Source organism: Microvirga flocculans ATCC BAA-817 (assembly GCF_000518665.1).
GTDB lineage: Bacteria > Pseudomonadota > Alphaproteobacteria > Rhizobiales > Beijerinckiaceae > Microvirga > Microvirga flocculans.
The window spans coordinates 18,999-38,179 of the sequence record NZ_JAEA01000013.1 but is presented as its reverse complement, the minus strand read 5'-3'; the positions used below and the strand labels follow the sequence as shown (position 1 = coordinate 38,179).

Sequence of the window (19,181 nt, the reverse complement as noted above, 5' to 3'; positions counted from 1 at the left end):
TCATTCACCTTCGCCAGATTGCTTCACGATACAGCTCTGCGATGGCCGGCGCGTTCGGATCCTCGAGCATGAGAGGGCCGTAACAGTCATCGGGGCCGTAATAGACCTCGGCACGGGGCATCGTTCGAAGCCAGCGGAGCGGCTCGGATCCTTCATTGACCCAAGCCTTGTTCGGAATGAACATGCAGACGCGGCCCGCATATGGAGTGGGAGTATATCGCTTTATCGCCCTGATCGCCGAGGCTTTCAGACGCGCTCTGCGCGCCAGCACCGGGTCATCTTCGGCCGTCTCCTGGCTTTGATGCAGATCGGCGACAAATGCGCGAAGACGCTCATTGAGATCATGGAGACGGTCGACGAGATAGCGGCGGCGCGCATCCAGGGATGGTAGTTTTGCTATCTCACGCATATGGCGACTGATCGAACCGGCTCGCGGCTTGGCATGAAGGAGCAGTAACCGGTGAAATTTCTGATACGTGATGGGATGGAAAGGACCGAAGAGAGCCACGCACGTGATCTCCGCTCCGCGTTGCTCCAGGATCTTGGCCAGTTCGATGGCCGTCGCAGCGCCGGAGCAATAGCCGGCGATGATGTACGGTCCGCTGGGTTGGAATTCGAGGATCTGGCCGGCAAAGTACTCAGCAATGTCTTCGACGCGCTCCAGGGGCTTGCTCTTCCCATCCAGGCCGGGAGGCTGCAATGCGTAGAACGGTTGATCGTCACCCAGCTGCTTTGAAAAATCGGAGAAGGAAAAGGGGACTCCGACATGCCCGGGCACGGCATAGATAGGCGTTTTCGTACCATTGGACTGGAGCGGCACGATAGCAGGCTGTTGTCGGGTCGCCGCAGCGGCCATGTTGAGGAACCCGATGATCTCATCTTTTCGGTCGCGCAACTGGTCTCGGAATTCCGCCGTCAGCGCGCCTGCCGGCGCATTGCACCGCAGGCGGCTACCTTCCACCCAGACCTTGATATCCTTGCTGGCAAGCCCCGCGAGAATCTCAGGGATCTTCAACGTGTCCGACTTCATGGAACCGCTCCGATCACTTTTGTCATGGTTGACGATGAACCCGGTGCGGATACACGCTCATCGTCTTCTTCATGCTCATGGCAAGTATCGGGGACTGGAGAGCGCTGTTTGTTCGGCCGCAACCCATGGAAGGTGAGGGCGGCTGGAACAAGGTCATCGAGACCGGACGAGAGGGAGTTGAATTTCTTGTTCATCATAGCGCTTTGCAAACGAAGGAACGCATCGCAGACAGATCAATTCAGGACTGCCACGGTCCCGATATACCCTGGCTTCGGCACGAAGGAATGAACTGTCCAATCCTGCTCATCCGCAGAAAAAGAACACCCCAAGCCGCATCCCAAGGCCTTGGCGAGAGCTTCCAACCGGGTCCATCGACGGAGGAAGCCCTCCGGCTTGTCCTCTGCATCGAGGGCGCGATAGGATTCATATTCGGGAACGGAAAAGCAGAGCGCCGCGATATCGTCGGCTTCAGGCACGGGGCGCACCGCCTCGATATCCACGCCGACCTCGTGTTTGACTGAGAGGGCGATGACGGCGAGATCCTCGGATCGGGAGGCCCCGAAATGCAATTCGCGACCGGGCATGCGCCGCGAGAGGCGAGGCTTGCCTTGCGGGCCGTATTCCAATTCGACCTCGGACGGCGCGATTCCTATCCTGGAGGCGAGGAGATGGCGCAACTGGGCGCGTGCCATGATGAACCTGCGGCGATCCCGCTCCAAGGTGAGATTCCGGGAACGTCGACGTTCGTCCTCGGACAGGCAGGCGGAGATGTCTTCAATGCGGCTGGGCTGCGCATCGAGTCCGAAGGCCAGGACCTCCCAACCGTCATTCTCGAGAACCGGCCTCATGGTCCCGGACTCCAGCTCAGAAACCAAAGCCATACATGGATCCCGTCTGTTGAGGCGCCAGTGTGCGCAAGTTCAATTATCCTCTCAGGAACGGCATAACCATTCACGCAGCGTTCTTTGATGAAACATTCAAGATATTGGCGAAGCAAGCATCGCTTTCAGGTTCTTTCGATGTATGATTGTCTACATCGAAAGAACCAGATTTAAGACGGCATAAGCTACGCTATAGCTCTTGGGAGCAGCTTGAATGGCGGCAATGCGCGGATTAGCCTTTGAGCGGCTTCGTCATTGTCTATTTTGATCGGAAACTACCCTGTGCCGCCAGGATGAAGCGCAGGCGAACGCTTTAGCGCGCTGTCCGGCGGCGGCGCTGATGTTCGCTTTTCTCAGTGCCCCATCCGGACACCAATGAAGCACGGTCTTCTCCTGAGCGGAAAGTGCATGAGCATCTCGAATTCTTCGGATTCGAGAATGTCTGTGGCGTGGATCCGATACCGGCGGATGCGCCGATAACAAAGAACCGACCCGGCCGTTCGGGATTCTTGAAGTTCAAAGGCCCCTAAGCGTCTGGAAAAGTCGTGATTATCCGCTCTTTACGAGCATGATCTTATGGTTGAACTATTCGCAGCCTGACAGCGTATCTTGCCCGGTCGGAACGGCACCGGAGTGCCGGTGAAGAAGCCTGGAACGCCGGGCGGGGCGCTCCAGGCCGCAGGATCAGTTGTTCGGCGGAAGGATCACGGTATCGACGACATGGATGACGCCGTTCGAGGCCGTGATATCGGCCTGCGTAACGTTGGCGTCGTTGATCATGACGCCGGAGCCTTTCACACTGACGTTCAGCATCTTCCCGTTCACCGTCTTCGCTTCCTTGAGCTTGGTGACGTCGGCCGCCGTCACACGTCCCGGGACGACGTGGTAGGTCAGGATGGCGGTGAGCTTGTCCTTGTTCTCAGGCTTCAGCAGGTTCTCGACCGTTCCGGCGGGCAGCTTAGCGAAGGCCGCATCGGTGGGGGCAAAGACCGTGAAGGGGCCAGGGCCCTTGAGGGTGGAGACAAGACCTGCTTCCTTCAATGCACTCGCGAGGGTCTTGAACTGGCCAGCTGCGGCGGCCGTTTCAACGATGTCCTGATCGGCTGCGCGAACGCTTGCGGCGCTGGCCACGATGCCGAGGGCTGCAACCGCTGCGATCGCCAAATTCCTGATGTTGAATTGCATCGTTCATGCTCCTTGCACGGGGTGTATCGGTCGCCGCAGGCGACCGTCGAGAACCATCATGCTGGCCTCTGGAGATCTACTATGATGAAAACTCATTTTCATCACACTCACTTTGTCGTGACATGAACATTGATTTTCTCTATAGTAAAACATCTGCCGACTTAATTGAGTCAGGGGAAAACCGAGGCGTGAAATGCTGTCAGAGACGCTTGCTGCTGGGCTGGGGCAATACGAGATAGGCGCCAAGATTCGGGCATTGCGGCAACAGAAGAAGCTCGGGCTCGTGCAACTCGGCGAGCACACCGGCTTGTCGCCTGCGATGCTCTCCAAGATCGAGCGCGGACAGCTGATCCCGACCCTGCCGACCCTGCTGCGCATTGCCCTGGTGTTCGGCGTCGGGCTAGATCATTTCTTCGCCGAGACGCCTGACCGGCCCAAGATCGCGGTTGTCCGTAAGTCGGAGCGGCTGCGTCTGCCAGACCGACCGGGGGAGGGCGAGCCATCCTATTTCTTCGAGAGCCTCGACTTTCCCGTCACCGACCGCAAGCTGCAGGCGTTCTACGCGGAGTTTCCTGCCTCGTCGAAGGAGTCGAAGCCGCACCAGCATAGTGGCGCTGAACTGATCTACGTGCTCAAGGGACAGCTCGCCCTCAGCATCGCCGGTACCGAATTTGCGCTCGACGAGGGCGATGCGATCTATTTCGACTCCGGAGCACCGCACAGCTACCGCTGCGGTAAATCCACGCCCTGCTCAGCCATCGTCGTGACGGCACCGTGAGGAACAGATTTCCGCATTGCGTCGCAACTGCCGCCTTGCCGTGCATAGTCACGAGGGCCTTTAGCCGCGACAGGGTCATGCCGCGCACCTCAGATCGTCCAACTCCTCCCATGCGATCCCGGACCGATAGCGTGCGGCAATCCGGCCATTTTCGAGGATGAGGAGATGAAGCCAGCCGTTGTCGAAGAGCTCCCTGACAGCGGCGTGACGGAGCAGGATTTCGGCGACGGCCTCGCGCGGCGCCTCGATCAGAACCGACAGGCGCAAGGGCTCGTGCACCAGGCGCTCTCCGTCATGGATCGTTTGCCAGGGCAGGCCGGGCCTGAGCATGCCGCCATTGCCCTGCACCACGCCGATGCCGCCGACCACGTTGTGGATCAGCTTGTTGCCCCCGCCGAAAGCTGCCGGTGCCAATGACGAGCCGTAGTACTGCAGGCTGATCCAACTTGCGACCACGACAGGAGCCGTGAGGATGAGCTCCAGCGTCGCAAAGCCCTTGTCGCCCTTCCAGTCGTAGTTATGGAGGAAGGCGCGCCCCTGCAGATCGAGTCCGGTCGTGACCGCACGCGGCGCGGCGATGAAGGACGCGCAGCCGGCGAGCCCCCATTCGGGGCGAATTTCCGCCCAGTTCGTCGCCCGCGCCGGCACCTTTTCGGCCGTTGCGCCTGGAAGCCGCAACGCGCGTTCAATCCGCGTGAGCTTCGTCGCCCGTGAGAGCCACTCCTGCGCCTGCGCGATATCGGCTCCATGTTCCGGCATCGGCTCGTCGAGATAGAGCGTCACCTCGTCGGTCGTCGTTTCGTGGAGACCGGCGACGAAGATGGTGTCCTCCGCAAGCGCGATGCCGTGGGCCGGAAGGCCGGCGCGCGTCTCGGGATCATTGAGGAGCTGCGCAAGCACGCGGGCGGAGATCTCGCCGGTCTGGCCGCCGCAGGCGCCGCAATGATAGGCGCTTCGGTGTGGGTTGTTGTTGGCCCGCGCCCCATGGCCGATGAGAAGAACGAGTCGCGCATGACCCTTCATGAGGCTCATCGCCTTCAGCACGGCGGCGGCGGTGGCAGACTTCGTCTCCGCCGACAGACCGCCCTCGATCCGCGGCTTCGGCTCGGGAGCAGACTTGTTCGATGCGAGGCCGAGGGCATCGCGGACGAGCTTCCAGCAATAAGCAAGCCCTGCCGCTTCAACGAAGGCGAAGGACGACACAGCAGCCTGGCGGAACCGGCCCCAGGCCCGCTTCGAGCGGGCGGCGATGCGCACCGCTTGCTCGGCATCCGGCTCGACATGGCTGCATGTGAACAGGCGGGGGGTGAGCAGAACGGGCAAATGCGCCTGCACCTCGTCGGTCCCGTGGGAGCGATGGGCGAGCGGCAGGCCGAAGAACCCGGCGAAACCGATCGTCTCGATCGATTGGTCGAGGCTTTCGAGCGCCCGCTGGTAGACCTCGGAGCGGACATCGATGCAGAACGCGGCCTGGAGAGCCGGCCGGCCGGCAGACGCCTTCGGGCCCGTCAGCAGACTGCCCAGGCGGCGCTGGTGGGCGCGCTCGGCCGCCTCCTGCAGGACCGCGTCCACCACCTGATCGGCGGAGGCCTCGATCGGAGCCGCGTGGGCGGCGACCGTTTGCGCCCAGGCGACGGCGATCCCCGGCGCGTAGGCCAGCAGCGCCTCCTCCCAGATCAGGCGGATCGCGAGGAGATCGGTGATGGTCTCGTCCGACCCCTTGCCGAGTTCCGCCTGCCAAAGCAGCCAGCGGGCGTGCTGGGCCCAGCCGCCGAGGTCCACCAGCAACCGATGGAAGGCGGTTTCGGCTGCCGCCTCGCTGAGGCCCAGCCGCTGCGCTGCCCGCAGAATGGCGCGCTCGGGCGTGTCGGGCGCCGCAGCGACATGGGCGCAGAAGCCGGCAAGGCCGGCGATTTCGGGCGTCAGGTCATGCGTCGCCCACTCTCGCCAGGCGGCATAGGCCTTCTGGCCCGGATTGGGCGACCATAGGGCCTGTCCACGGTCGAAATGGCCGGCCGCCCAGAGGCCGAATGAACGCATGATCACAGCCGACCAGTCGATACCCGACGCCGCGGCGGCAAGGTGCGCGACGGTCGGCAACGCGCACGGCTCAGGGCCCTCCTGATCGAGCAATGCCTTTAGGCTGGCAAGATCGGTCGGCTTCCTCGACGAAGAGGATGCGGCGAGCGCAGCGCTTAGATCGGCTTCGCCGATCGCGCCTGCCTTCAGCAGGGCGGCATACTCGGCCCGCGGCCGGGTCAGCCGGATGCCGGCGACGCGGGCCAGCCTCGCCGAGGCGGTCGCGAGATCTTCCCCTGTCTGGCCGAGGAAGGGGTTGACCGCTACGGTCGACGTAAGGGGAAAAGCCGGCGGGATCGCGCGCGCGGCCGCCTCCGCAGCCTTGAGCAGCCCCAAGGCCTGGCTCGGGGCGATGTGTGTGTGCTTTTCGAACATTTGAGCCACCGGATGTCAGAGGGGTTTCGCAGCCCGGAAGCCGCCTATGAGGCGATCCAGAACGGCGTTGAGGTAAAGGCCGTTGGCCAGGTGGACGCGCAGCCCTGCCGCCGCCGGGTGATGCGCCCAGAGCGGGAACAGCGCCTGGGCCACCGCCACCAGCCCGAAGGACAGGAGGGCCAGGACGATGAGCGCCCATTCGAGCGGGCCAGGGATCGGCGCGGCCGGAAGCGACGGACCCCATGTGGCATCGGCGAGCAGGTGGAAGCTGAAATAGGCCAAAGCTGCGGCGGCGGCAGTCGCCGTGGTGCGTTTCGTCAGTGTGCTGGGGGCGGCATCGGCAAGGCCCTGCGCGACCAGATAGGCAACGCCGAAGACGAGGATCGCCCCTAGGGCGAGCGTCTGAGGCGACTTCGGTTCGATGAACCATCCGAACATCGCAGCAATTGCCCCGTACAGAGCGATGGCGATCAGGAAGGCGCGTGCGACGGCGCCAAGGCCTGGCACAGCCACCGGGCCAGGCCGGCGGATGCCTGCGACGGCTTCGATGGCGCCGCCGGATGCGAGGAAGGCATGCGCCTTGTAAAGCGAATGGGCGACGATGTGCAGCAGCGCGAGCGACCACAGCCCGAGGCCGCATTGCAGCAGCATGAACCCCATCTGCGCTACGGTCGACCAGGCGAGCGCGGTCTTGACCGCGCTTTGCGTCAGCATCACCGTCGCGCCGAAAAGTGCCGTGAATCCGCCGAGCATGACGAGCGCTGCCATCGCGCCGGGACTCGCCTGCACGAGATCGGCCAGCCGGATCATCAGGAAGCCGCCGGCGTTAATGATGCCGGCATGCAGAAGGGCCGAAACGGGTGTCGGCGCCTCCATCACCTCGGTGAGCCATCCGTGCAGCGGGAAGGAAGCGGTCTTCAGGGCGGCCGCGACAACCAGCAGGGCCACGGCCGCATGGCCGGCCGCCGGCAGCCCCCCGGCAGCCGCCGCTTTCAACCCAGCGAGGTCGGCCGTGCCGAATATCGCCCAGAGGAGCAGGCCTGCGGCAAGGAGCGCGACATCGCCCAATGTCCAGACGAAGGTGAACTTGGCGGCGGCCCGCCGAGCTTCCGCGCGCTCGCGATAGAACAGCAAGAGTTGCCGCAGACCGAGCCCGACCGCCACGAACGCGGCGAGGAGAACAAGGAGGCTGCCCGCCTGCACGAGGAGGAGGACGGCGGCAAGGGTGGCGAGCATCAGCCCATGGAACGCCCCTTCGCGGGCATCTCCGTCGAGATAGCTGCGCGAATACCTGATGACCACCCAGCCGACGAAAGCCACCAGCGCCATCATCGTGGCACTCATCGTGTCGAGCCGTGCCGACAGCAGCCACGGGCCTTCGCCAATGCCAGCAGTGACCGGGCCGACCACGACGAACTGGGCGATGCCGGCTATGGCGGCAACGAGAGCCGCCAGGGCCGCCATCTCGGCGAGGAGCGGCAGACGACCGGGGCGGCGCCCTGGATGGGCAAGCGCGAGCGTGGATACCAACGCAAGGATGACGGGGCCTGCGAGGCCTATCGGAATGCCGAACAACATCGGGTGAGCTCCGGAGCATGTGACGCTGCCCCGGAGATAGAACTTGCTTACATTCTATAAAAATACATATTTTACATAATTTCATTCTATTATATAGAACACATTGATGCTCAATCTTCACCACCTCCGTCTTTTTCGCGCGGTTGCCGTCGAGGGAACTTTGACGGGTGCGGCCAGACGCCTGAACCTGTCGCAATCGGCCCTTTCCACCCAGATCCGGACGCTCGAGGAGACGCTCGGCCACGATCTCTTCGAACGGCGCGGGCGCGGTCTGATCCTCACCGAAGCCGGACGGATTGCTCTCGATCACGCAGAAGCCATTTTCCGGACAGCCGAAGACCTGACGGCAACCCTCAAGGATGTCGGTCGGTCCCGGCGGGCCTTGCGCGTGGGCGCCCTGGCAACGTTGTCGAGAAATTTTCAGATTCAGTTTCTGGAGCCGGTCATCGGCCGACCGGATGTCGAGCTGGTGCTCAGCTCCGGTTCCCAGGCCGAACTGCTCAGGGGCCTTGAAGCCCTCTCTCTCGACGTCGTGCTGACGAACCTCCCGCCCGCACGCGACAGCGCGAGTCCCTGGCTCGTCCACCGCCTCGCGGAGCAGCCGGTCAGCCTGATCGGAACGCGGGAGCGCGTGGGCAGCCGCAGGCGTCCGCTTGCCGAGTTGATGCAGACGGAGCCGCTCATCCTGCCTGCGGCGAATACAGCCCTAAGGGCGTCATTCGACGCGTTGACGACCCGACTCGGCATTTCGCCCGTCATTGCCGCCGAGGCTGACGACATGGCGATGCTGCGACTTCTGACGCGCCGGGACGCGGGTCTCGCCGTCATTCCGCCGATTGTCGTGCGCGACGAACTGGACTCCGGCGTGCTCACGGAAGCCGCCGCGCTCGACGGGTTGCACGAGACCTTCCTGGCGGTCACGCTGGCGCGACGATTTCCAAATGGGCTGCTTACAGAAGTGCTCAGAACACACGTCGGCGCCTGATCGCCTAATTCCCTTGATGCGCGTCTGTCGCAGCAGCGCTGTCGATACGCGCTCGCAAAGCCCGTTGCGCATCCTCTCCCAAAGGGAAGTTCCACATCAAGGCGATGGCGACCGCCTTGGCCGGGATGGGAAACCAGGCATAGAGAACGGACAACGTCTCGAGAGCGCTCTCGGGTATGGCTTGTCCGCCCGAGGTGTCGAAGCCGGACCAGGCAAGGATCGGAAAGACGACTCCGACTCCCAGGGCGAGCGACAGTTTGGTCGCCAAACCCCAAGCGGCGAAATACAATCCCGAGCGCTGATCTCCGGATTGTGCGGTATCGTAATCGATAGCATCGGCCTGTATGGCCGGCGGCAGAGCAACATCGAAGCCGAGAAGAAACCCCGTCACCGCGCAAACGATCGCGAACGGAACAGTGTCGCCTGCACCAAGGAATCCCGAGAAGGCGAACACGATGCTCGCGATGGTCATCGCCGCGCACCAGGTCCGGTGCTTTCCTGTTTTCCCCGCGAGCCAAACGGCCAGAGGCACACCAAGGATTCCACACAGGAAATAGAGAAGGAGCAACGGACCGCGAAGTTCGGCTGCGCCAAGTCTCTCCGAGACAAAATAAAGGAATAGCGTTGCCGGTACTGCGTTGGCAAAGCTGTTGAACAGGAATGCAAGAAGGAGACGGATGAAGGGCTTATTTCGTCCCAAGAAGCGAAGGCTGCTCGTCAAGCTCAACCGGGTCGTCGAGCGATTGACCGGCTCCGGTACGGTCGTGACGGTCAGCACGCCGGTCAAAGGCAAAAGCACGATTGTCAGAACGGCAATTGCGGCCAGGCCATGAAAACCATCTGTCTTGTCGAGCCCCACAGCGAAGGGCAAGACAACCGCGATCACCGTTCCGACAAGGGTTGCTCCTTCACGGAATGCCGAAACCAGCGAACGCCCTCGATAGTCAGTCCGCAGTTCTGCGCCCCAGGCCGTATAAGGGAGCAGCATTCCTGTGTAGCCGAGCGAAAGAAACGTTCCCCAAAAGGCAAGATAGCCGATGCCGGCATCTGGCGGCGGCCAGAAGACCATGAAGGCGGAAACGGCCACAACCGGCAGAAACACCAGGAAGAACGTGCGTCGACGACCTGACTTTACGAAGACGCGATCGCTGAGCCAGCCCAGGAGCGGATCGCTTGCCGCATCGATCAACCGAATGAGCAGAAGAACCGTTCCGACGATTGCGATGGGAAGACCGACATTCTGCACATAAAAGGTCGGAACGATGACATAGAGGGGCAAGGCCAGCGCCGCCAGCGGGACGGCTGGCAGCGCATAGCACAGGAGCTGCATGGTCTGCCCGGAGAGGCGGCTTTTAGAGTCTGTCATCGAGCCGCTGCCACGACACCGGACGTTTTGCGGCGCCAAAAGTCGTAACCTGAATCAAACCGATGCTCCTCGAGCCGTAGCGACTTTTTCTGCCGGAACGCATCACCCGCGAACCGTTCACGTCATCTCTTTTGAGACAGTTCGTCCCGATCAAGACCTGAGGCTCGACGGATGGACGCCACCTCGTTATGGGCGACGGAACTCAACCCGCGACGTTGCCACGGGAAACCCATACTTGGTCACAAGTGCCGTATTCAGCACCGTTCCGTCGTCCTGCAACGTCATGGTGTCATAGAAGCGTACGCGGTTGCTTTTGTTTTTGGCGTCGAGGTCCACGAGATAGTTGAAGTGGGCCGTATTGCCGCTGATCGTCACTGTCGTTTCGCCGATCACGTCCTCGCGTTTCCCAATGTACGTGTCTTTTGCGATCTTCTCGAAACGCCACGTCTTTCGATCGCGTTCTCCATCGTCGAACACGAAGTCCTCCACCAGCGTCAGGGTCTTACCGTTCCACTTGCCTCGGAGACTGACGGTGAATGAGCGTTTGAAGCCATTGATGGCGCTGAAGCTGCCAACGGCCGAGGTCTTGCCGACGAAGTAGCGCTCCAATGAGAATTCGCCCGCAACAGCCGATGACACCCCAAGCATCGCCCACACGACCAAGCCCAACAGGCCAAATTGTCCGATCCGGATCATGAGCCCCATTCCTCAAGAACTGACAGCCGAGCACTACTACGTCTCAAGGATGGGCTTGGATCATTCGGAGGGCAGTTACTCGGATTGCTCTGTGTCAGTCCGCGCGGGTCTCAGGCCTTCATCCTGGATCCGGGGCGCTTGCCGCCTGCCTCCGCCTTTTGAGCCGAACTCTCTTCGAGGGTAGGATACACGCCCGCCAGCACCTGATCGAAATGCCGGCGCAGGGCATCGTTGCAGCCGCATGACAAGGCTTCCAACCGGTCCAGATCGCGCACCCGAACCCCACCTCTGCGCGTCTCCAGCAGATGCCGGCGCTTCAGGGTCTGGATGACCCGGCTGACATAGCTCCGGCCGACGCCCATCATGGCGGCCAATTGCTCCTGGGTCAGAGGGACGTCATGATCCCCGGTCCGATCGATGGCCGCCAGCAGCCATTTCACCGTTCTCTGCTCGATCGTGTGGACCGCATTGCACGCCACCGACTGAAACACCTGTGCCAGCATGCAATCCGCATAGCGGGCAAACAGGTGCCGCAGGCTCGGCGATCTGGTTTCAAATTCTTCCAGATCGGCGGTGGAGAGGCGCAGGAATGGACCCGGGAACTGGACTTCGGAGCGGGCAAAGGCCGGAAGGCGTCCCTGGCTCACGATCCCGCCAACCGCTCCCTCTCGCCCGATCAGGGCCGTCTCAACGGTGAGGCCATCCTCGAGCTCAACCACGAACGAGACCAGACTGGGCCCGCAGGGAAAGTAAACGAACCTGACCTCGTCCCCGGGCTGGTAGAGCCTGGCTCCGGCGTCGCCTTCCCATTCTTGAAGCGAAGGCGCCACGATTGCCAGGTCTTCAGGCTTGAGAGCGCTCAGGAGATTGTTGCTGGCAATGCGTTCCCTGAGGCGCGGCGAGATGATTGTGGGCTGCATCGGGCGATTTTCCCTCCTTATGCCCCATCCAACGCCTCAGGGCAGCTTACGTTCATTTGTGAACGTAACCGCGTTCAAGTGTTCACATGTGGACAGACAGGCTCGCCGTTCCTGACTACAAGGTCACACACATTCCCCTACATGAGGGATACACCAGATCCATGGCCTGGGCGTCGGCGCCGGTCATGCGATGAGAGTTGAGCGCCGACGCCGGCTCATCCGAAACCGCTTAGCTTTTGAGACCTTGCATGACGATTCCGTCGCATACCGACGCCGCACCGGTCCCGACCGGCGTTCCCGGCCTCGATGGCATCCTGGCCGGCGGCTACGCCGCCAACCGTGCTCACCTGATCGAAGGGCGGCCGGGCTCCGGCAAGACGACCCTGGGGATGCAATTTCTCCTCGATGGCGCGAAGCAGGGGGAGCGTTGCCTCTACATTACCTTGTCCGAGAGCAGGCGAGAGCTTCTGTCCGTAGCGTCACGCCACGGTTGGTCTCTCGACGGTGTCGAGATTTTCGAGCTGGTGCCGCCGGAACTGAGCCTAGACCCGCACCAGCAGCAGAGCCTTGTCCACTCTTCCGATCTGGAACTCGGAGAGACGGTCCGCATGGCGCTGGCGGAGATCGAGCGGGTCAGGCCAAGCCGGGTCGTGTTCGACTCGCTCTCGGAAATCCGGCTTCTGTCCCAAGGCTCGCTGCGCTACCGGCGGCAGGTTCTGGCCTTGAAGAGCTACTTTCTGCTCAACGACGCGACCGTCCTGATGCTCGACGACCTGACCTCAGAGCAGGATGACCTCAATCTGCACTCGATCAGTCATGCGGTCATCCGTCTCGAGCAGGTCGTTCCAGCCTACGGGGCGGAGCGGCGCCGTCTCACGGTGACGAAGATGCGAGGCACGGCATTCCGGGGCGGGTATCACGATTTCGTTATCCAGCGCGGCGGCCTTCGGATCTTCCCCCGCCTGGTGGCGGCCGATCATCACAGCTCCTTCGCCTTCGAGGCGATACCGAGCGGCATCGACGAACTCGACACCATCCTTGGCGGAGGCTTGAGCCGCGGGACGAGCACCCTTGTCGTCGGCCCTTCGGGCGCGGGCAAGTCCACATTGGCCCTCGGCTATCTCTGGGCCGCCCTCGAACGGGGCGAACCCGGCCTGATGATCAGCTTCGACGAGACCACCGGTATTCTCATGCAGAGGGCGAAGGGCGTCGGCTTCGACCTGATGCCTCATGTGGAAGCCGGGCGGCTGCACATCGAGCAGATCGACCCGGCGGACGTCTCACCCGGTGAATTCGCAGGACGGGTTCGGGACGCCGTCGAGCAGGGTGAGGCGAAGGTCGTCCTGATCGACAGCTTGACCGGCTACCTGAACGCCATGCCGGAGCAGCCCTTCATCGTGCTCCAGATGCACGAGCTGCTCACCTATCTGAACCAGCAAGGCGTGGTGACGATCCTGATCCTGGCGCAGCACGGGATGGTCGGCCCAATGATCTCACCGATCGACCTGACCTATCTGAGCGATGCCGTGGTGCTGCTGCGCTTCTTTGAGGCCGACGGGCGTATCCGGCGCGCCTTGTCGGTGGTGAAGCGGCGCACCGGTGCGCATGAGGACACGATCCGCGAGTTCCGGATCGATAGCCAGGGGTTGCGCGTTGGTCCGCCGCTGGAGCAATTCCGGGGCGTGTTGACGGGCGTGCCAACCTTCGGCGGCCAACGCGCCTCGCTTCTTGGGGAGCGTGAGACCGATAATGATTCAGGCCGATGAGGTATCCGTGCTGATCCTCACCCCGCAAGGGCGAGACGGCACGGTGGCAACGGCCATTCTTGGCGAAGTCGGGATCAAGGCTAAGATTTGCCCCAGTTTCGAGACGCTTGTACCGGAACTGGACGGATCGGCTTGCGCGGTCATCACGGAGGAGGCCCTTCTGAGCGCCGATCGGCGGGATCTCGCCGATTGGGTCAGGTTGCAGCCGCCTTGGTCCGACTTCCCCTTCATCCTGCTGACCCATCGGGGTGGCTCACCGGCCGAACACCTGACTGGGCTGCTCGGGAATGTGACGGTGTTGGAGCGTCCATTTCATCCGGCCGTCCTGGTGAGTGCCGTACGCTCGGCTCTGCGGGCGCGTCAGCGGCAGAGGGAAGTCGAGGCCCATCTCGGCGAGCGGCAGCGAACGCATGAGCGCCAGGCTCTGCTCATCCGCGAACTACACCACCGGGTTAAGAATACGCTTGCAACCGTACAGGGACTGCTCGGGGCTACGGCGCGCTCGACGCGCTCCGTCGAAGAATTCTACAGCTCCTTCGCGGACCGGATCGTTTCCCTGTCGAATACGCACAATCTCCTCACGGAGGATTACTGGCAGACGGCACCCCTGATCGAGATGTTCAGGAACGAGCTGGCTCATTATGACGACGGCGCACAACGGCGGATCACTCTTGACGGGCCGCCCGTCGAGCTTTCTGCCGATCTCGCCGTGCCGATCGGCATGGCCGTGCATGAGCTGACGACGAACGCCGCCAAGCACGGAGCGCTCTCGGTTCCAGGTGGGCAGATCACCGTGGTCTGGAGGGTTCAGGAGCTGGAGGCCGAGCGTCGTCTTTCCATCAAGTGGGTGGAACGTGGTGGGCCGCCGGTGGCGCAACCCAGTCGAAAAGGCTTCGGCTCCACGTTGCTCCATCGGGTGCTGACCCATCAGTGCCGCGCAGCGATCGACATCGCCTATGACCGCGAGGGATTGTCCTGCCGCATGGATATTCCCCTCGTCGAGGGGCGTCTTGTTCCGGAATATTGACGATTGAGGCACCTCCCTGGAAGCGGTTGATTGCACCTTGCTCGCCGGGATTGATTCCTGGCTGCCAATTTGTGCCCGGTTGCTCGGCAAAAAGCGCGGCAATGGTCTGATACATGCTGGCCTGCCTCCATTTGCGGATTAGCGATGGAGGTTCATTCGGAGACAGCGCGGTCAGTAGCGTGCCGGTACAATGTTCGTCGCGGGCAGCCCGTCTTTGGCTCCCTTCGTCCTCGGCTCGGGCTTGGGTATCCTCGGCAGATCGATCCTGACCTTCTCATAGGGGATCTGGCTGAGCATGTGTGCGATCAGGTTGAGTCGCGCCCGGCGCTTGTCATCGGATGGAACGATGTACCAGGGAGCGACCGGGGTGTCGGTGCCGCGCAGCATGTCCTGATAGGCGAGAGTGTAATCCCACCAGCGCCGTACCGACTCGGTATCCATGGGGCTGAGTTTCCAGTGCTTGACCGGATCGTCGATCCGGTCGGCGAACCGGCGGCGCTGTTCGTCCTGGCTGACATCGAGGAAATACTTGAGCAGGATAATGCCATTCTCGACGATCTCCTGCTCGAATGGCGGCACGAGGCGCATGAAGCGCTCGTAATCGTCATCGGTACAGAACCCCATCACCCGCTCGACACCGGCTCGGTTGTACCAGGATCTGTCGAACAGCACGACTTCTCCGGCAGACGGAAAATGAGCTATGTACCGCTGGATGTAGAGCTGACTCTTCTCGCGTTCAGTCGGCGCAGGAAGGGCGATGTGCCGGAATACGCGTGGGCTGACCCGCTGGGTGATCCGGCTGATCACGCCTCCTTTTCCGGCCGTGTCGCGACCCTCGAACACCACGACGATTCTCGCGCCTGTAGCCTTGACCCAGGTTTGCAGGTGCACCAGTTCGACCTGGAGCTTTCGAAGTTCGCTTTCGAAGTCCTTCCGTTTCATGGGCGCAGGCCGCTTGTCAGCCTCAGCCGCGACCTGCTTTCTTTTCATGACGTCTTGCTTGCTCATTTCAGACTCCTTCGGAATGGCTTCCGCGGTTGGGACAGACTGCTGTTCGAGACTTCCCGCGTGTCGGCCATATCTGACGCTCGCGACCGAGGAGATCGCTGACACCGCAGGGCCAAGACGAGCGATCCGATCAGTTAGAAGAGACCGTTAGGAGGCTCATCGCCCATCGCGCATGACGCGGATCACGTCCACGAGCTGGCCCGTAACGGGTGGCAAACATCACCTCAACTAGCGCGACGTTGACGAGTGGGCCAATCGGCCGGTCTAGGCTCAATCATGTCACTGTCTGTCCTATACAAGCGTGACCATCATGCGCTGAAAGCCCGCTCCCGCTTGATGATTTGGGACAGGTTTTTGACCGGATGGGACAGAGAGACGAACGAGGGACGAAAGAATCGTCAGTCACGCGAGGATAACGAGGTGCCGCCGAGCCAGATCAGGCAGGACACGTTGGGCTACCCCAGGGCAAGCGCCTTCGCCTGCACGGTCCGAAACGGGTGGAGCCGTACACTTCCGCTTGGCGTGACTGCCACCTCCATGTTCGGACATGCCTGCGTCCAAAGCAGAGCCGGCCATGAACTGACCCTTCCACAAGGGTGTCCCAAACTGTCAACATGATGGCTCAACGGGTCAAGCATCGAAGCGGAGAAGGACCATACTTGCTTTGAAAGCAAGACGGGCATGGCTTGAACCTCGCCCCCGCGAGTCCGTGAGACATCCGGCGGCATCTCGGAGGCTCTTCAAGACATCCATGCCGGAACCGTAACGTGGAGGCCGTCATGACCGTTGCTGGTCCAGCTCAGAATCTCTCTCAGCACGGCCGGCGGCACGACAAGTATGAACGGCTCGTCGCGGCCGCCCAGTCTCTGCCGAAGTTGAAAGTTGCCGTGGCGCACCCGTGCGATGAGGCGTCGCTGGGTGCCGTGATCGAGGCAACCGAACTCGGCCTGATCGATCCAATCCTGGTCGGGCCTCCAATCAAGATCAAGGCTGCCGCGGAGAAGCTGGGCAAGGATATCTCACAGATGCGTATCGCTGAGGCCTCTCACAGCCATGCATCGGCGGAGGAAGCCGTCAATCTTGTGCGATCCGGCCAAGCCGAGGCCCTGATGAAAGGCAGCCTGCACACGGATGAGCTCATGGGCGCTGTGGTCCGCCGCGAGGGTGGTCTGCGCACGGCTCGCCGGATCAGCCACTGCTTCGTGATGGATGTCCCCGGTCATGAGACGCCGCTCATCATTACCGACGCGGCGGTGAACATCGCGCCCACGTTGGAGGATAAGGTCCACATCGTCCAGAACGCCATCGATCTTGCACGAGCCATGAGGGTCGATCCGGTGCGGGTCGCGATCCTTTCAGCCATGGAAACGGTCAACCCGAAGGTCCCCTCGACCATCGAGGCCGCGGCGTTGTGCAAAATGGCAGACCGAGGGCAGATCACCGGCGGGATCGTGGATGGTCCTCTTGCGCTCGACAATGCGATCGACCTCGGCGCGGCGAAGATCAAGAAGATCCAGTCGCCCGTTGCCGGGCAGGCGAACGTGCTCGTCGTCCCAGATCTTGAGGCGGGCAACATGCTCGCCAAGAGCCTGACCTTCCTGGCCGATGCCGATGCCGCCGGCATCGTGCTCGGGGCCCGCGTGCCGATCATCCTCACCAGCCGGGCCGACTCGACCGTCACGCGGCTCGCCTCCTGCGCCGTGGCTTCGCTCGTGGCCGACGCGCAGCGCAGGCAACTCACCGTCCAGGAGGTCTGAGTCATGATCCCCGTCCTCATCGTCCTCAACGCGGGCTCGTCGAGCGTCAAGTTCCAAGTCTATGACATGCCCGACGGAACGGAGCCGCGGCTCGTCTGGAAGGGCTTTTATGAAGGCTTAGGAGGCGCGGCGCACTTCGTCGTGAGGCATGCCGGAGGAGTAGACCTCGACGAGAAGTCGTGGGCTCCAGGAGAGGAGTTCGGGCATGAAGATGCACTGATGCACCTCGTGTCATGGCTGCGGCAGCATCAGGAGGGACGCAGTCTCGCGGCTATCGGGCACCGGGTCGTTCACGGCGGCGAGGCCTACTCCTCCCCGGTTCTCGTCGACGAAGCCGTGATTCAGAAGCTTGAAACGCTGGTGCCGCTCGCACCCTTGCACCAGCCCCACAACCTAGAGCCGATCAAAATCGTGCGCCGACGCCTGTCAGGAATGCCGCAGGTCGCCTGCTTCGACACCGCGTTCCACCAGACGCAGTCGGACATTGCAAGCCTGTTTGCTCTGCCTCGTGAGATGCGCGAACGCGGCGTGCGGCGCTACGGCTTCCATGGGCTGTCCTACAACTACATTGCGTCCGTGCTGCGGGACTACGATCCACACCTCGCCGAGGGTCGGGTCATCGCCGCTCACCTTGGAAATGGCGCGAGCCTGTGTGCTCTCGACAATGGGGCGAGCATCGCCACGACGATGGGCTTTTCAGCCCTCGATGGTCTTCCGATGGGCACCCGCTGCGGCGCCGTCGATGCGGGGGTGGTCTTTTACATGCTCCGGGAAATGAAGCTCAGTCCAGAGGAGGCCGAGCGCGTGCTCTACACCAAGTCCGGTCTTCTCGGTGTGTCCGGCCTTTCGAATGACATGCGTGTGCTGCGGGCCAATGCCGCGGCTAATGCCGACGCCAGGCGTGCCATCGATCTCTTCGTCTACCGCATCACGCGCGAGATCGGTTCGCTAGTGGCGGCGCTTGGTGGGATAGACGGGCTCGTCTTCACCGGCGGCATCGGCGAAAACGACGTGGCAACCCGATCCGAGGTGATCGCCAGGCTTGCATGGGCAGGCTTCACGCTCGACGAAGCTGCCAACCGCGCCGGCGGACCTCGGATCTCCTCCGGACCCGGCCCCACGGCGTGGGTCATTCCCACTAATGAAGAACTCGTGATCGCCCGACAATCGTGCAGCGCGCTCGGCGCGAGGCAGGCCAAACTCGCATCCTGAAGACGGAGATTGATGCCATGGACAGCGTGAAGACGAAATCGGACGAGGATAAGGTCAGCCAGGAACTCGGCGACGAGACGTTCATGTCTGCTGCCGACCTGCGGAAATACATGACCGATATGCAGATGGCGAAAGCCATGAAGTCGGTCGATGGAATGGACAAGGCCGGCAAGGCCCGCGAGGAACTGATCAAGCGGCTGGCCGAGCCCATCGACATGACGCCCGAGCGTCTGAAGGACGTTCTGCAACCGCTGAAGTCGAAGCTGAAGGCTGCGGCGGAGCGCGGCCAGACCGAGTTGATGGTCATGCGGTTCCCCAATGCGCTTTGCACTGATCACGGTCGCGCGATCAACAACTCGGATCCGGATTGGCCTGAGACCCTTACCGGTCGCCCGCGCCAAGCCTACGAATTGTGGCGTGATCAGCTCAGGTCAGCCGGCTTCAGATTGAGCGCGCTGATCATTGAGTGGCCGGGCGGATTGCCGGGCGATGTCGGCTTCTTCCTCAAGTGGGGCGAAGCCAAAAAATGACAGCCTTC

16 protein-coding genes are annotated in these 19,181 nt (G+C 62.3%); 7 read left to right on the top strand and 9 right to left on the bottom strand.

Going from position 1 to position 19,181, the window contains the following annotated elements; genetic code table 11:
- Positions 1–4: 4 nt before the first annotated feature.
- From L879_RS0115265 to L879_RS0115255, 3 genes are all read right to left on the bottom strand, one after another.
- Positions 5–1,030 (bottom strand): alpha/beta fold hydrolase, encoded by a 1,026-nt coding sequence (locus tag L879_RS0115265; RefSeq protein WP_027316875.1) that lies wholly within the window; start codon positions 1,028–1,030, stop codon positions 5–7.
- 233 nt (positions 1,031–1,263) lie between these two features.
- A complete protein-coding gene (locus L879_RS21820; protein ID WP_035459794.1) occupies positions 1,264–1,878 on the bottom strand; it encodes a 4'-phosphopantetheinyl transferase family protein in 615 nt (204 codons plus the stop codon).
- Between the two features lie 717 nt (positions 1,879–2,595).
- On the bottom strand, positions 2,596–3,096 hold the full coding sequence (locus L879_RS0115255) for a fasciclin domain-containing protein (protein WP_027316874.1): 501 nt from the start codon (positions 3,094–3,096) through the stop codon (positions 2,596–2,598).
- 193 nt (positions 3,097–3,289) lie between these two features.
- Between L879_RS0115255 and L879_RS0115250 the strand changes: the two genes are divergently transcribed.
- Entirely contained in the window at positions 3,290–3,874 is a 585-nt protein-coding gene (locus L879_RS0115250; RefSeq protein WP_027316873.1) for a helix-turn-helix domain-containing protein, read from the top strand.
- 75 nt (positions 3,875–3,949) lie between these two features.
- Here L879_RS0115250 and L879_RS0115245 read toward each other — a convergent pair whose 3' ends face one another.
- Together L879_RS0115245 and L879_RS0115240 are read right to left on the bottom strand one after the other, a co-directional pair.
- A complete protein-coding gene (locus tag L879_RS0115245; RefSeq protein WP_027316872.1) occupies positions 3,950–6,328 on the bottom strand; it encodes a YbcC family protein in 2,379 nt (792 codons plus the stop codon).
- 15 nt (positions 6,329–6,343) lie between these two features.
- Positions 6,344–7,906, bottom strand: a complete 1,563-nt coding sequence (locus L879_RS0115240) for a proton-conducting transporter transmembrane domain-containing protein (RefSeq protein WP_027316871.1) — start codon at positions 7,904–7,906, stop codon at positions 6,344–6,346.
- A gap of 106 nt (positions 7,907–8,012) precedes the next feature.
- Here L879_RS0115240 and L879_RS0115235 point away from each other — a divergent pair, with 106 nt between their 5' ends.
- The gene (locus L879_RS0115235; RefSeq protein ID WP_027316870.1) at positions 8,013–8,891 is read left to right on the top strand and encodes a LysR family transcriptional regulator; all 879 of its coding nucleotides are present in this window, start codon (positions 8,013–8,015) and stop codon (positions 8,889–8,891) included.
- A gap of 4 nt (positions 8,892–8,895) precedes the next feature.
- On the opposite strand, the gene L879_RS0115230 is transcribed toward L879_RS0115235, so the two are convergent.
- From L879_RS0115230 to L879_RS0115220, 3 genes are all read right to left on the bottom strand, one after another.
- Positions 8,896–10,257: an MFS transporter gene (locus L879_RS0115230; protein WP_051435343.1), complete on the bottom strand. Its 1,362-nt coding sequence runs from the start codon at positions 10,255–10,257 to the stop codon at positions 8,896–8,898.
- Positions 10,258–10,443: 186 nt separating this feature from the next.
- Positions 10,444–10,953 (bottom strand): DUF3833 family protein, encoded by a 510-nt coding sequence (locus tag L879_RS0115225; protein ID WP_027316868.1) that lies wholly within the window; start codon positions 10,951–10,953, stop codon positions 10,444–10,446.
- A gap of 110 nt (positions 10,954–11,063) precedes the next feature.
- The gene (locus L879_RS0115220) at positions 11,064–11,873 is read right to left on the bottom strand and encodes a Crp/Fnr family transcriptional regulator (RefSeq protein WP_027316867.1); all 810 of its coding nucleotides are present in this window, start codon (positions 11,871–11,873) and stop codon (positions 11,064–11,066) included.
- Positions 11,874–12,121: 248 nt separating this feature from the next.
- Between L879_RS0115220 and L879_RS0115215 the strand changes: the two genes are divergently transcribed.
- Both L879_RS0115215 and L879_RS0115210 read left to right on the top strand, forming a co-directional pair.
- A complete protein-coding gene (locus L879_RS0115215) occupies positions 12,122–13,639 on the top strand; it encodes an ATPase domain-containing protein (RefSeq protein WP_027316866.1) in 1,518 nt (505 codons plus the stop codon).
- Positions 13,623–14,666, top strand: coding sequence for a sensor histidine kinase (locus L879_RS0115210; protein WP_027316865.1), 1,044 nt, complete (start codon positions 13,623–13,625; stop codon positions 14,664–14,666). Before L879_RS0115215 ends, L879_RS0115210 begins: the two co-directional genes overlap by 17 nt.
- A gap of 171 nt (positions 14,667–14,837) precedes the next feature.
- On the opposite strand, the gene ppk2 is transcribed toward L879_RS0115210, so the two are convergent.
- Positions 14,838–15,608 carry a polyphosphate kinase 2 gene (gene ppk2, locus L879_RS0115205; protein WP_438268122.1) on the bottom strand — a complete coding sequence of 257 codons (771 nt, stop codon included), beginning with the start codon at positions 15,606–15,608 and terminating at the stop codon, positions 14,838–14,840.
- Positions 15,609–16,453: 845 nt separating this feature from the next.
- Between ppk2 and L879_RS0115200 the strand changes: the two genes are divergently transcribed.
- The 3 genes from L879_RS0115200 to L879_RS0115190 are packed head-to-tail and all read left to right on the top strand — an operon-like array spanning position 16,454 to position 19,173.
- Entirely contained in the window at positions 16,454–17,431 is a 978-nt protein-coding gene (locus tag L879_RS0115200; RefSeq protein WP_027316863.1) for a phosphate acetyltransferase, read from the top strand.
- A 3-nt stretch (positions 17,432–17,434) separates the two neighbouring features.
- Entirely contained in the window at positions 17,435–18,643 is a 1,209-nt protein-coding gene (locus tag L879_RS0115195) for an acetate/propionate family kinase (protein ID WP_027316862.1), read from the top strand.
- A 17-nt stretch (positions 18,644–18,660) separates the two neighbouring features.
- Positions 18,661–19,173 (top strand): hypothetical protein, encoded by a 513-nt coding sequence (locus tag L879_RS0115190; protein WP_027316861.1) that lies wholly within the window; start codon positions 18,661–18,663, stop codon positions 19,171–19,173.
- Positions 19,174–19,181 lie beyond the last annotated feature (8 nt).

What these genes read in the sequence shown, in the direction of transcription:
- L879_RS0115200 (WP_027316863.1), top strand. Translation starts at nt 16,454, where the DNA reads ATGACCGTTGCTGGTCCAGCTCAGAATCTCTCTCAGCACGGCCGGCGG.
- L879_RS0115265 (WP_027316875.1), bottom strand. Translation starts at nt 1,030, where the DNA reads ATGAAGTCGGACACGTTGAAGATCCCTGAGATTCTCGCGGGGCTTGCC.
- L879_RS0115255 (WP_027316874.1), bottom strand. Translation starts at nt 3,096, where the DNA reads ATGCAATTCAACATCAGGAATTTGGCGATCGCAGCGGTTGCAGCCCTC.
- L879_RS0115190 (WP_027316861.1), top strand. Translation starts at nt 18,661, where the DNA reads ATGGACAGCGTGAAGACGAAATCGGACGAGGATAAGGTCAGCCAGGAA.
- L879_RS21820 (WP_035459794.1), bottom strand. Translation starts at nt 1,878, where the DNA reads ATGAGGCCGGTTCTCGAGAATGACGGTTGGGAGGTCCTGGCCTTCGGA.
- L879_RS0115210 (WP_027316865.1), top strand. Translation starts at nt 13,623, where the DNA reads ATGATTCAGGCCGATGAGGTATCCGTGCTGATCCTCACCCCGCAAGGG.
- L879_RS0115235 (WP_027316870.1), top strand. Translation starts at nt 8,013, where the DNA reads ATGCTCAATCTTCACCACCTCCGTCTTTTTCGCGCGGTTGCCGTCGAG.
- L879_RS0115250 (WP_027316873.1), top strand. Translation starts at nt 3,290, where the DNA reads ATGCTGTCAGAGACGCTTGCTGCTGGGCTGGGGCAATACGAGATAGGC.
- L879_RS0115220 (WP_027316867.1), bottom strand. Translation starts at nt 11,873, where the DNA reads ATGCAGCCCACAATCATCTCGCCGCGCCTCAGGGAACGCATTGCCAGC.
- ppk2 (WP_438268122.1), bottom strand. Translation starts at nt 15,608, where the DNA reads ATGAAACGGAAGGACTTCGAAAGCGAACTTCGAAAGCTCCAGGTCGAA.
- L879_RS0115230 (WP_051435343.1), bottom strand. Translation starts at nt 10,257, where the DNA reads ATGACAGACTCTAAAAGCCGCCTCTCCGGGCAGACCATGCAGCTCCTG.
- L879_RS0115215 (WP_027316866.1), top strand. Translation starts at nt 12,122, where the DNA reads ATGACGATTCCGTCGCATACCGACGCCGCACCGGTCCCGACCGGCGTT.
- L879_RS0115240 (WP_027316871.1), bottom strand. Translation starts at nt 7,906, where the DNA reads ATGTTGTTCGGCATTCCGATAGGCCTCGCAGGCCCCGTCATCCTTGCG.
- L879_RS0115245 (WP_027316872.1), bottom strand. Translation starts at nt 6,328, where the DNA reads ATGTTCGAAAAGCACACACACATCGCCCCGAGCCAGGCCTTGGGGCTG.
- L879_RS0115225 (WP_027316868.1), bottom strand. Translation starts at nt 10,953, where the DNA reads ATGATCCGGATCGGACAATTTGGCCTGTTGGGCTTGGTCGTGTGGGCG.
- L879_RS0115195 (WP_027316862.1), top strand. Translation starts at nt 17,435, where the DNA reads ATGATCCCCGTCCTCATCGTCCTCAACGCGGGCTCGTCGAGCGTCAAG.